The sequence below is a fragment of the Vibrio sp. VGrn 2 genome (genome assembly GCF_009361695.1).
Taxonomy (GTDB): Bacteria; Pseudomonadota; Gammaproteobacteria; order Enterobacterales; family Vibrionaceae; genus Vibrio; species Vibrio diabolicus.
In genome coordinates this window covers 18,302-30,777 of the sequence record NZ_RBWD01000025.1, presented here as the reverse complement: position 1 = coordinate 30,777, position 12,476 = coordinate 18,302, and the positions used below count along the sequence as shown (strand labels likewise).

Sequence of the window (12,476 nt, the reverse complement as noted above, 5' to 3'; positions counted from 1 at the left end):
CAACGTACAGATGACTGTTGAGCTAATCGCACCAATCGCAATGGACGAAGGTCTACGTTTCGCGATCCGTGAAGGTGGCCGTACAGTAGGTGCTGGTGTTGTTGCTAAGATCTTCGACTAATTCATAGCGAATTAGCGATGCTTTCGGAAAATCTTGAATTAGATTTGACGAACCAGTAGCAAAAAGGGCATCATTTGATGCCCTTTTTCTGCACTCAACATTATTTTTGCTGTTTTCTTGTTCAGAAGTGGGTTGGGCGCAGAGCAAGATTAAGCAAAGATGCTTAATCTTAAGAAGAGTACGCTGATTTTTTTCAGCGATATGGAGTTTGCCCTGCAACAGCGGGGTTGTTGTCGTCTATATTAAGACTTGTAACAGGTTGGTTTTATGAAAGCAAATAATGCTGAAACTCCTGATAGCTCAAACGCAGCAGATACGTTTAAGTGGTTAGCCGCTTTCGTATTGGCAGCTGCCGCTGTTGTGGGTAATTACCTGTATGGTGAAATGTCTGTAGTGGTTCGTGCTGCAGGCGTTGTTGTTCTTATTGCAGCTGCCTTAGGCGTTGCAGCAACAACGACTAAAGGTAAAGCAGCGATCAGTTTTGCAAAAGAATCGCGTATGGAAGTACGTAAAGTTGTTTGGCCTACTCGCCAAGAAACCATGCAAACAACACTGATCGTTTTAGCTGTAAGTATTGTAATGGCTCTAGTGCTATGGGGTATTGACGGAATTATGGTTCGTCTAGTAGCTCTAGCAACTGGGGTATAGAGGGTTTTTATTCATGAGTGAAGCTCCAAAAAAACGCTGGTATGTGGTTCAAGCCTTCTCTGGATTTGAAGGTCGTGTAGCTCAATCTCTGCGCGAGCATATCAAAATGCACGGCATGGAAGAGCTATTCGGTGAAGTACTGGTTCCTACTGAAGAAGTAGTAGAAATGCGCGCGGGTCAGCGTCGCAAATCTGAGCGTAAGTTCTTCCCAGGTTACGTCCTTGTTCAGATGATTATGAACGATGAATCATGGCACCTAGTACGCAGTGTGCCGCGTGTCATGGGCTTCATTGGTGGTACCTCAGACCGTCCGGCACCTATCACGGATAAAGAGGCTGACGCGATTCTTAATCGTCTTGAGAAAGCGAGTGAAGCGCCTCGTCCACGTACAATGTACGAAGCGGGTGAAGTGGTACGTGTTAACGAAGGTCCATTTGCTGACTTCAACGGTACTGTTGAAGAAGTGGATTACGAGAAGAGCCGCCTGAAAGTGTCTGTCTCGATCTTTGGTCGTGCGACACCAGTTGAGCTTGAATTTGGTCAGGTTGAAAAGCTGGACTAAGACTCTTCGTCAAAGAGTATAAAAAATCACCTTTTTAGGGTTGTATAAGGCGCGGATTATGACTATAATTTCGCGCCTTTTTACTTCAAGTGAAGTAAAAAGTTTCTTACACAAACGGGGAGCTGATCCGCGATTAGCGTTTGTACCCAAACTTAGGAATTATCATGGCTAAGAAAGTTGAAGCTTACATCAAGCTACAAGTTGCTGCTGGTATGGCTAACCCTAGTCCACCAGTAGGTCCTGCACTAGGTCAACACGGTGTGAACATCATGGAATTCTGTAAAGCGTTCAACGCAAAAACAGAATCTATTGAGAAAGGTCTACCAACTCCAGTAGTTATCACAGTATACAGCGACCGTTCTTTCACGTTCGTAACTAAGACTCCACCTGCTGCAGTTCTTCTTAAGAAAGCTGCTGGCGTTAAGTCTGGTTCAGGTCGTCCAAACACTGAAAAAGTTGGTACTGTAACTGACGCTCAAATCCAAGAAATCGCAGAAACTAAAGCTGCTGATATGACTGGTGCTGACATCGAAGCGATGAAGCGTTCTATCGCTGGTACTGCTCGTTCAATGGGCCTAGTGGTAGAGGGTTAATAAGATGGCAAAACTAACTAAGCGCATGCGCGTAATCCGCGAAAAAGTTGACGTAACTAAAGAATACGAAATCAACGAAGCTGTTGCTCTTCTTCAAGAACTAGCGACTGCGAAATTCGTTGAGTCTGTAGACGTTGCTGTTAACCTAGGCATTGATGCTCGTAAATCTGACCAGAACGTACGTGGTGCAACTGTACTACCTCACGGTACTGGCCGCGAAATCCGCGTTGCAGTGTTCACTCAAGGTGCTAACGCTGAAGCAGCTAAAGAAGCTGGCGCAGACATCGTAGGTATGGAAGATCTTGCTGAGCAAGTTAAGAAAGGCGAAATGAACTTTGACGTAGTTGTTGCTTCTCCAGATGCAATGCGCGTTGTAGGTCAACTAGGTACTATCCTAGGTCCTCGCGGTCTTATGCCAAACCCTAAAGTTGGTACTGTAACTCCTAACGTTGCTGAAGCAGTTAAAAACGCTAAAGCTGGTCAGGTTCGTTACCGTAACGACAAAAACGGCATCATCCACACTACTATCGGTAAAGCAAACTTCTCTGCTGAGCAGATCAAAGAGAACCTAGAAGCACTTCTAGTTGCTCTGAAGAAAGCTAAGCCATCTTCAGCGAAAGGTACTTTCCTGAAGAAAGTAAGCATCTCTACTACTATGGGTGCTGGTGTTGCTGTTGATCAGGCTAGCCTGAACACTCAAGCATAATTTATTTGCTTAGGCGCAAAATTAGTGTATAATTTTGCGCCTAATATTTGTGGTTGGGGCTGAACTTTGGTTCTTTGAACTGTCTCCTAGTTCGAAATGAATTAAGACCCAGTCTCCGTCCAAGACCGTAGGTGTTTGTGTAAAAGCAAACTTAATTATCCTACGTAGATGGTGCCCGAACTGACAGAAAGCTCTATGTAATATAGTTAACTTTCTTCTGGGGAAGCACCTCAATAGCTCTCACTGTCGTGATGATAGTGAGTGGTGTAACGACAACCAGGAGTAAATCCAAGATGGCTTTAAACCTTCAAGACAAAAAAGCAATTGTTGCTGAAGTCAACGAAGCTGCCAGTGGTGCACTTTCTGCAGTTGTAGCTGATTCTCGTGGCGTTCAAGTTGGCGCGATGACTTCTCTACGTAAACAAGCTCGTGAAGCTGGCGTTTACATGAGAGTTGTTCGTAACACTCTTGCTCGTCGTGCGGTTGAAGGTACTGAGTACGAGTGTCTAACTGACACTTTCACTGGTCCTACACTAATCGCATTCTCTAATGAGCACCCAGGTGCTGCAGCGCGTCTTTTCAAAGACTTCGCTAAAGAGAACAAAGATTTCGAGATCAAAGCTGCTGCTTATGAAGGCGCTTTAACTGACGCTGAAGTACTAGCAACACTACCAACTTACGACGAAGCAATTGCACGCCTAATGATGTGCATGAAAGAAGCTTCGGCTGGCAAGCTGGCGCGTACTATCGCAGCTATCCGCGATCAAAAACAAGAAGCAGCGGCATAAGCCTTGCTTTTTACTGGTTGCTTAATAAACTTATTGTTGACTTAAAAGAGAATTGTTATGTCTATTACTAACGAGCAAATCCTAGACGCAGTTGCAGAAATGTCTGTAATGCAAGTTGTTGAACTAATCGAAGCAATGGAAGAGAAATTCGGTGTTTCTGCTGCTGCTGCTGTTGTAGCTGGCGGCGCTGCTGCAGGCGAAGCTGCTGCTGAGCAAACTGAATTCGACGTAATCCTAGAAGCTGCTGGCGGTAACAAAGTTGCTGTAATCAAAGCAGTACGTGGCGCAACTGGCCTAGGTCTTAAAGAAGCTAAAGCTCTAGTAGACGGCGCTCCAGCACCTCTTAAAGAAGGTGTTGAGAAAGAAGAAGCTGAAGCTCTTAAAGCTCAGCTAGAAGAAGCTGGTGCAACTGTTGCTGTTAAGTAATTATTGCATAGTTTCTTAGCCTAACGGCTAATTGGCTGGTGGTTTTTTAACCACCGGCCTTTTTGCGCTGTAGGGTATAGGCGAATTTTCCCGCTGTTTAAGCGCCTGATATCCATGCAAAAAACATTTCATTCTTACGAAATGAAATGTCACTACAGTAAACAGCTATATTAGTCACTGTCCCTTACCCCCCTTAAGTAACTAGGAGCGGGCGGACAGTTTGGGTCACTTATCAGCGAGCTGAGGAACCCCATGGTTTACTCTTATACCGAGAAAAAGCGCATCCGTAAGGACTTTGGTACTCGTCCACAAGTTTTGGACATTCCATACCTGCTATCGATCCAGCTCGATTCGTTCGACAAATTCATCGAACAGGATCCTGAAGGTCAATACGGTCTTGAAGCCGCTTTCCGTTCTGTATTCCCGATTCAGAGCTACAACGGCAATTCTGAGCTGCAATACGTTAGCTACCGTCTTGGTGAGCCAGTTTTTGACGTTAAAGAATGTCAAATCCGCGGTGTAACTTACTCAAAGCCACTACGTGTAAAACTACGCCTAGTTATCTTTGATAAAGACGCGCCAGCAGGTACTGTAAAAGACATTAAAGAACAAGAAGTCTACATGGGTGAAATTCCACTCATGACAGACAATGGTACCTTCGTTATTAACGGTACCGAGAGGGTTATCGTATCCCAGCTGCACCGAAGCCCAGGCGTGTTCTTCGACAGCGATAAGGGTAAGACCCACTCTTCAGGTAAAGTTTTATACAACGCACGTGTTATTCCTTACCGTGGTTCATGGCTTGATTTCGAGTTTGATCCTAAGGATAACTTGTACGTTCGTATCGACCGCCGTCGTAAGCTACCAGCATCGATCATTCTTCGTGCACTAGGTAAGTCGACAGAAGAAATCCTAGATCTCTTCTTCGAGAAAGTGAACTTCGAAGTGAAAGACCAAACTCTATTGATGGAGTTGGTTCCAGATCGTCTACGTGGTGAAACTGCGTCATTCGACATCGAAGCGAATGGTAAAGTTTACGTTGAGCAAGGTCGTCGCGTAACAGCTCGTCATATCCGCCAACTAGAAAAAGATGGTGTTGATCACATCGAAGTACCAGTTGAGTACATCGTAGGTAAAGTTGCATCAAAAGATTACATCAATGAAGCAACTGGCGAGATCATTGTTAACGCTAACCAGGAAATCAGCCTGGAAGCACTAGCGAACCTATCTCAGGCTGGCCACAAAGCGCTAGAAGTTCTATTTACGAACGATCTAGACCACGGTCCATTCATGTCAGAAACACTACGTATCGACAGCACGGTTGATCGTATTTCTGCATTGGTAGAAATCTACCGCATGATGCGCCCTGGTGAGCCGCCAACAAAAGAAGCTGCAGAAGCTCTATTCGAAAGCCTATTCTTCTCTGAAGAGCGTTACGATCTATCGACTGTTGGTCGTATGAAGTTCAACAGCTCTATCGGCCGTGAAGATGCTCAAGAGCAAGGCACACTTGATGAAACTGATATCATCGAAGTGATGAAGAAGCTGATCGCGATCCGTAACGGTAAGGGCGAAGTGGACGATATCGACCACCTAGGCAACCGTCGTATCCGTTCTGTAGGCGAAATGGCTGAGAACCAGTTCCGTGTAGGTCTAGTACGTGTTGAGCGTGCAGTTAAAGAGCGTCTAAGCCTAGGCGATCTTGACGCAATCATGCCTCAAGACTTGATCAACGCGAAGCCAATTTCTGCGGCAGTTAAAGAATTCTTTGGCTCTTCACAGCTTTCACAGTTCATGGACCAAAACAACCCGCTATCAGAAGTAACGCACAAGCGTCGTATTTCTGCATTGGGTCCTGGCGGTCTAACTCGTGAACGTGCTGGCTTCGAAGTACGTGACGTACACGTAACTCACTACGGTCGTCTATGTCCTATCGAAACGCCTGAAGGTCCAAACATCGGTCTGATCAACTCTCTATCTGCGTTTGCGCGTTGTAACGAGTACGGTTTCCTAGAGACACCATACCGTCGCGTTGTAGATGGCGTAGTAACAGACGAAGTAGATTACCTATCTGCAATCGAAGAAGGCCAATTCGTTATCGCTCAGGCGAACGCTAAGCTAAACGAAGATGGTACTTTTGCAGATGAGCTGATCACAGCTCGTCAGAAAGGTGAATCTGGTCTACACCCTCGTGAGCACGCTCAGTACATGGACGTTGCGACAAACCAGGTTGTATCTATCGCTGCATCGCTTATCCCGTTCCTAGAACACGATGATGCGAACCGTGCATTGATGGGTGCGAACATGCAACGTCAGGCAGTTCCAACACTGAAAGCTGACAAACCGCTTGTTGGTACTGGTATTGAACGTAACGTAGCCGTTGACTCAGGTGTAACTGCAGTTGCGAAACGTGGTGGTGTAATCCAGTCAGTAGATGCTTCTCGTATCGTTGTTAAAGTTAACGAAGAAGAGCTAGTACCAGGTGAAGCTGGTATCGATATCTACAACCTGACTAAATACACACGTTCTAACCAGAACACATGTATTAACCAGCGCCCATGTGTGATGCCAGGTGAGCCTGTATCACGCGGTGACGTGCTTGCTGATGGTCCTTCAACAGACCTTGGTGAACTAGCGCTTGGTCAAAACATGCGTATCGCGTTCATGCCTTGGAACGGCTACAACTTCGAAGACTCGATCTTAGTATCTGAGCGCGTAGTTCAAGAAGACCGCTTCACGACAATCCACATTCAAGAACTTACTTGTGTGGCGCGTGATACTAAGCTGGGATCTGAAGAGATCACAGCTGATATTCCAAACGTAGGTGAATCTGCTCTGTCTAAACTAGACGAGTCAGGTATCGTTTACATCGGTGCTGAAGTTAAGGGTGGCGACATCCTAGTTGGTAAAGTAACACCTAAGGGTGAAACTCAGCTAACGCCTGAAGAGAAGCTACTACGTGCTATCTTCGGTGAAAAAGCATCTGATGTTAAAGATACTTCACTACGTGTACCTAACTCTGTATCAGGTACGATCATCGACGTTCAAGTCTTCACTCGCGATGGCGTAGAGAAAGACAAGCGTGCGCTTGAAATCGAACAGATGCAGCTTAAAGAAGCGAAGAAAGACCTAACTGAAGAATTCCAGATTCTTGAGGGTGGCCTTCTAAACCGTGTTAAAGCTGTATTGATTGAAGGCGGTTACTCTGAAGCGAAACTAGACACGACTGATCGTAAGAAGTGGCTAGAGCTAACGCTAGAAGATGACGCACTACAAACTCAGCTTGAGCAACTTGCTGAGCAGTGGGACGAGCTAAAAGCTGACTTCGATAAGAAGTTCGAAACTAAACGTCGTAAGATCACTCAAGGTGATGATTTAGCACCTGGCGTACTGAAGATCGTTAAGGTTTACCTAGCGGTTAAACGTCGCATTCAGCCTGGTGATAAGATGGCGGGTCGTCACGGTAACAAGGGTGTAATCTCTAAGATCAACCCTGTTGAAGACATGCCATACGATGAAAAAGGTCAGCCTGTAGACATCGTACTTAACCCACTGGGTGTACCTTCGCGTATGAACATCGGTCAGATCCTAGAAGTACACTTAGGTCTGGCAGCGAAAGGTATCGGTGACAAGATCAACCAGATGGTTAAAGAGCAGCAAGAACTAGCGAAATTCCGTGAGTTCCTACAAAAAGTTTACGACCTAGGCGACACTCGCCAGAAAGTAGACATTGCTTCTCTATCTGATGATGAAGTACGTACTCTGATCAAGAACTTGCGTGGCGGTCTACCTATCGCGACTCCTGTATTTGATGGTGCTCCAGAAGAGTCAATCAAAGCACTTCTTGAGCTAGCAGATCTACCAACATCAGGTCAGCTAACGCTATTTGATGGTCGCACAGGTGATGCGTTTGAGCGTCCTGTAACTGTTGGTTACATGTACATGCTGAAACTGAACCACCTTGTTGATGACAAGATGCACGCTCGTTCAACTGGTTCGTACAGCCTAGTAACTCAGCAGCCACTAGGTGGTAAAGCTCAGTTCGGTGGTCAGCGTTTCGGTGAGATGGAAGTATGGGCACTAGAAGCATACGGTGCTGCTTACACGCTACAAGAAATGCTAACGGTTAAGTCGGATGACGTTAACGGCCGTACTAAGATGTACAAGAACATCGTAGACGGTAACCACAGCATGGAACCTGGCATGCCAGAATCGTTCAACGTACTGTTGAAAGAGATCCGCTCGCTAGGTATCAACATCGAGCTAGAAGACGAAGAGTAATCCTTTCTCTCTTGATGAAAGTCGAGAGAATCAAAGCGATTATTTGGAAGAAGGTGCTCACTTTAGCGAGTGAGCTCCTTTTAACTCCTTACAGGAGCTGATTGTGAAAGACTTATTAAACTTTCTAAAAGCACAGCATAAGACCGAAGAATTTGATGCAATCAAAATCGGTCTATCTTCACCAGACATGATCCGTTCATGGTCTTTTGGTGAAGTTAAAAAACCTGAAACGATCAACTATCGTACGTTCAAACCTGAACGCGATGGTCTGTTCTGTGCGCGTATCTTTGGTCCAGTTAAAGACTACGAATGTCTTTGTGGTAAGTACAAGCGCCTGAAGCACCGTGGTGTTATCTGTGAGAAGTGTGGTGTAGAAGTTACACAAACTAAAGTTCGTCGTGACCGTATGGGCCACATTGAACTGGCTTCACCAGTAGCTCACATCTGGTTCCTAAAATCGCTACCGTCTCGTATCGGTCTACTGATGGATATCCCTCTACGTGATATCGAACGTGTTCTTTACTTCGAAATGTACGTAGTAACAGAACCAGGTATGACTGATCTAGAAAAAGGTCAGATGCTTACGGAAGAAGAGTATCTAGATCGTCTAGAAGAGTGGGGCGACGAGTTCACTGCTAAGATGGGTGCGGAAGCTATCAAGGACCTACTAGGTTCTATGGATATGCACGCTGAAGCAGAACAAATGCGTGAAGAGTTAGAGACAACAAACTCTGAAACTAAGCGTAAGAAAGTAACTAAGCGTCTTAAGCTGGTAGAAGCGTTCATCGCATCGGGTAACAACCCAGAGTGGATGATCCTAACAGTACTTCCAGTACTTCCGCCAGATCTACGTCCTCTAGTACCTCTAGATGGCGGTCGCTTTGCGACTTCTGATCTTAACGATCTATACCGTCGTGTGATCAACCGTAACAACCGTTTGAAGCGTCTTCTAGAGCTAGCTGCTCCGGACATCATCGTACGTAACGAAAAACGTATGCTGCAAGAGTCTGTTGATGCGCTACTAGATAACGGTCGTCGTGGTCGTGCGATCACAGGTTCTAACAAGCGTCCTCTGAAATCTCTTGCTGATATGATCAAGGGTAAACAAGGTCGTTTCCGTCAGAACCTTCTAGGTAAACGTGTAGACTACTCTGGCCGTTCTGTAATCACAGTAGGTCCATACCTTCGTCTACACCAGTGTGGTCTTCCTAAGAAGATGGCACTTGAGCTATTCAAACCATTCATCTACAGCAAGCTAGAGACTCGTGGTCTTGCGACTACAATCAAAGCTGCTAAGAAAATGGTAGAGCGTGAAGAAGCGGTCGTTTGGGATATCCTAGACGAAGTAATCCGTGAACACCCAGTACTATTGAACCGTGCACCGACACTTCACCGTCTCGGTATCCAGGCGTTCGAACCAGTACTAATCGAAGGTAAAGCGATTCAGCTACACCCACTTGTATGTGCGGCGTACAACGCGGACTTCGATGGTGACCAAATGGCGGTTCACGTACCTCTAACTCTAGAGGCACAGCTTGAAGCTCGTACTCTGATGATGTCGACAAACAACATTCTGTCGCCAGCGTCAGGTGATCCGATCATCGTACCTTCTCAGGACGTTGTATTGGGTCTGTACTACATGACTCGTGAAAAGATCAACGTGAAAGGTGAAGGCATGTACCTTTCTGGCCCAGAAGAGGCTGAGAAAGCATACCGCACTAAACAAGCTGAGCTTCACGCACGCGTTAAAGTACGTATTACAGAAACCGTTGTAGACGAAGACGGCAACAGCACTACTGAAACTAAGATGGTAGATACCACTGTTGGTCGTGCAATGCTATGGCAAATCGTGCCAGCTGGTCTACCGTACAGCATCGTTAACCAAAAGCTAGGTAAGAAGCAAATCTCTAACCTACTTAACGAGGCGTACCGTAAACTAGGTCTGAAAGACACTGTAATCTTCGCTGACCAAATCATGTACACAGGTTTCGCATACGCGGCACTTTCTGGTGTATCTGTTGGTATCGACGATATGGTTGTACCAGCAGCTAAGTACACTGAAATCGCAGAAGCGGAAGAAGAAGTACGTGAAATCCAGGAACAGTACCAATCAGGTCTTGTTACTGCGGGCGAACGCTACAACAAAGTTATCGATATCTGGGCATCGACCAACGATCGTGTTGCGAAAGCAATGATGGAAAACCTTTCATCTGAAACGGTAGTTAACCGTGATGGTGAAGAGGAACAGCAAGAGTCATTCAACAGCATCTACATGATGGCGGACTCGGGCGCTCGTGGTTCTGCAGCACAGATTCGTCAGCTTGCGGGTATGCGTGGTCTGATGGCGCGTCCAGATGGTTCAATCATCGAAACGCCGATCACAGCGAACTTTAAAGAAGGTCTAAACGTACTTCAGTACTTTATCTCAACGCACGGTGCTCGTAAGGGTCTTGCGGATACGGCACTGAAAACAGCGAACTCGGGTTACCTAACTCGTCGTCTAGTAGACGTTGCTCAAGACGTTGTTGTAACTGAACATGACTGTGGCACTCACGAAGGTGTCGACATGATGCCTCACATCGAGGGTGGTGATGTTAAAGTTGCACTTTCTGAGCTTGCTCTTGGTCGTGTTGTTGCTGAAGACGTACTAAAACCTGGCACTGAAGACGTTCTTATTCCACGTAACACCTTGATCGATGAGAAGTGGTGTCAAATCATGGAAGAGAACTCAGTAGACAGCATGAAAGTGCGCTCTGTAGTAACGTGTGATTCTGACTTCGGTTGTTGTGCACAGTGTTACGGTCGTGACCTAGCACGTGGCCACCTAGTGAACCAAGGTGAAGCAGTAGGTGTTATCGCTGCTCAGTCTATCGGTGAACCAGGTACACAGCTTACCATGCGTACGTTCCACATCGGTGGTGCGGCATCGACAGCAGCGGCAGAGAACAGTGTTCAAGTTAAGAACAACGGCTCTATCAAGCTACACAACGCTAAATCTGTACTAGCAGATGACGGTAAGATCGTTATCACTTCTCGTGCGACAGAGCTAACTATTATTGATGAGTTTGGTCGTACGAAAGAGAAACACAAACTGCCTTACGGTACACTACTAAGCAAAGGCGATGGCGATACAGTTCAAGCTGGCGAAACAGTTGCAAACTGGGAAGCGCACACACTACCTATCATTACTGAGGTAGCAGGTCGCATCCAGTTCGTAGATATGATCGACGGCGTAACAGTATCTCGTCAAACCGATGACCTAACCGGTCTATCTTCAAGCGAAGTAACTGATCCAGCAGCTCGTCCTTCAGCAGGTAAAGATATGCGTCCAGCTATCAAACTTGTTGATGAGCAAGGTAACGATGTAATGATCCCTGGTACTGATATGCCAGCTCACTACTTCCTACCTGGTAAAGCGATTGTGAACATCGAAGATGGCGCAGCAGTAGGTGTTGGTGCGACACTAGCACGTATTCCTCAGAAGTCTGGCGGTAACAAAGATATCACCGGTGGTCTTCCACGAGTTGCTGACCTATTTGAAGCACGTAAGCCGAAAGAGCCTGCAATCCTTGCTGAGCACACAGGTACTGTGAGCTTCGGTAAAGAGACCAAAGGTAAACGTCGCCTAGTGATCACACGTGAAAGCGGTGAAGCTTACGAAGAGATGATTCCTAAGCATCGTCAGTTGAACGTATTCGAAGGTGAAAAAGTTGAACGTGGTGACGTGATCGCAGATGGTCCAGAGTCTCCACACGACATCCTACGTCTACGTGGCGTACACGCGGTAACGCAGTACATTGCTAACGAAGTACAGGAAGTTTACCGTCTACAAGGCGTTAAGATTAACGATAAGCACATTGAAACTATCGTTCGTCAGATGCTACGTAAGTGTACTATTACTCACTCTGGTGACTCTGAGTTCCTACCTGGTGAGCAGATTGAGTACTCACAAGTTAAGATTGCTAACCGTAACCTAGAAGCTGAAGGCAAAGAGCCTGCACGTTTCGAACGTGAACTACTAGGTATCACTAAAGCATCTCTAGCGACTGAGTCGTTCATCTCTGCGGCATCGTTCCAGGAGACAACTCGCGTACTAACAGAAGCAGCAGTTTCTGGTAAGCGTGACGACCTACGTGGTCTGAAAGAGAACGTAATTGTTGGTCGTCTGATCCCAGCTGGTACTGGTTTCGCATACCACCAAGAGCGTCAAGCTAAACGTTCTGAAGCGCAAGATGGTCCTTCTGCTGAGCAAGCAACAGACAACCTAGCGGCACTTCTAAACGCTGGTTTCTCTTCTGAAGAGTAAGTCATTTAACGAGTAATCGTTAGAAGCTTAAGAAAAAAGGCACCT

The 12,476-nt window shown here is 46.2% G+C and carries 8 protein-coding genes and 1 pseudogene; all 9 read left to right on the top strand.

The window, feature by feature from the left end; translation table 11 throughout:
• Positions 1-121, top strand: a pseudogene (locus D8S93_RS23255) (elongation factor Tu); the annotation flags it as partial.
• A gap of 267 nt (positions 122-388) precedes the next feature.
• Positions 389-769, top strand: coding sequence for a preprotein translocase subunit SecE (gene secE / locus D8S93_RS23245; protein ID WP_005397258.1), 381 nt, complete (start codon positions 389-391; stop codon positions 767-769).
• Between the two features lie 13 nt (positions 770-782).
• Positions 783-1,331 carry a transcription termination/antitermination protein NusG gene (nusG, locus tag D8S93_RS23240; RefSeq protein WP_005384681.1) on the top strand — a complete coding sequence of 183 codons (549 nt, stop codon included), beginning with the start codon at positions 783-785 and terminating at the stop codon, positions 1,329-1,331.
• Positions 1,332-1,495: 164 nt separating this feature from the next.
• Positions 1,496-1,924: a 50S ribosomal protein L11 gene (gene rplK, locus D8S93_RS23235; protein ID WP_005384682.1), complete on the top strand. Its 429-nt coding sequence runs from the start codon at positions 1,496-1,498 to the stop codon at positions 1,922-1,924.
• A gap of 4 nt (positions 1,925-1,928) precedes the next feature.
• Positions 1,929-2,630 (top strand): 50S ribosomal protein L1, encoded by a 702-nt coding sequence (gene rplA / locus D8S93_RS23230; RefSeq protein WP_005384683.1) that lies wholly within the window; start codon positions 1,929-1,931, stop codon positions 2,628-2,630.
• 293 nt (positions 2,631-2,923) lie between these two features.
• A complete protein-coding gene (gene rplJ, locus D8S93_RS23225) occupies positions 2,924-3,418 on the top strand; it encodes a 50S ribosomal protein L10 (RefSeq protein ID WP_005397270.1) in 495 nt (164 codons plus the stop codon).
• Positions 3,419-3,475: 57 nt separating this feature from the next.
• A complete protein-coding gene (rplL, locus tag D8S93_RS23220; RefSeq protein WP_152815776.1) occupies positions 3,476-3,844 on the top strand; it encodes a 50S ribosomal protein L7/L12 in 369 nt (122 codons plus the stop codon).
• Between the two features lie 252 nt (positions 3,845-4,096).
• Positions 4,097-8,125: a DNA-directed RNA polymerase subunit beta gene (rpoB, locus tag D8S93_RS23215; RefSeq protein ID WP_005397275.1), complete on the top strand. Its 4,029-nt coding sequence runs from the start codon at positions 4,097-4,099 to the stop codon at positions 8,123-8,125.
• 103 nt (positions 8,126-8,228) lie between these two features.
• Complete coding sequence (gene rpoC, locus D8S93_RS23210; RefSeq protein ID WP_005397277.1) at positions 8,229-12,431, top strand: DNA-directed RNA polymerase subunit beta'; 4,203 nt, start codon at positions 8,229-8,231, stop codon at positions 12,429-12,431.
• The last annotated feature ends 45 nt before the right edge of the window (positions 12,432-12,476 follow it).

Excerpts from the sequence above, each read along its gene's own strand:
- rplK (WP_005384682.1), top strand. The coding sequence starts at position 1,496 with ATGGCTAAGAAAGTTGAAGCTTACATCAAGCTACAAGTTGCTGCTGGT.
- rplJ (WP_005397270.1), top strand. The coding sequence starts at position 2,924 with ATGGCTTTAAACCTTCAAGACAAAAAAGCAATTGTTGCTGAAGTCAAC.
- nusG (WP_005384681.1), top strand. The coding sequence starts at position 783 with ATGAGTGAAGCTCCAAAAAAACGCTGGTATGTGGTTCAAGCCTTCTCT.
- secE (WP_005397258.1), top strand. The coding sequence starts at position 389 with ATGAAAGCAAATAATGCTGAAACTCCTGATAGCTCAAACGCAGCAGAT.
- rplL (WP_152815776.1), top strand. The coding sequence starts at position 3,476 with ATGTCTATTACTAACGAGCAAATCCTAGACGCAGTTGCAGAAATGTCT.
- rpoB (WP_005397275.1), top strand. The coding sequence starts at position 4,097 with ATGGTTTACTCTTATACCGAGAAAAAGCGCATCCGTAAGGACTTTGGT.
- rplA (WP_005384683.1), top strand. The coding sequence starts at position 1,929 with ATGGCAAAACTAACTAAGCGCATGCGCGTAATCCGCGAAAAAGTTGAC.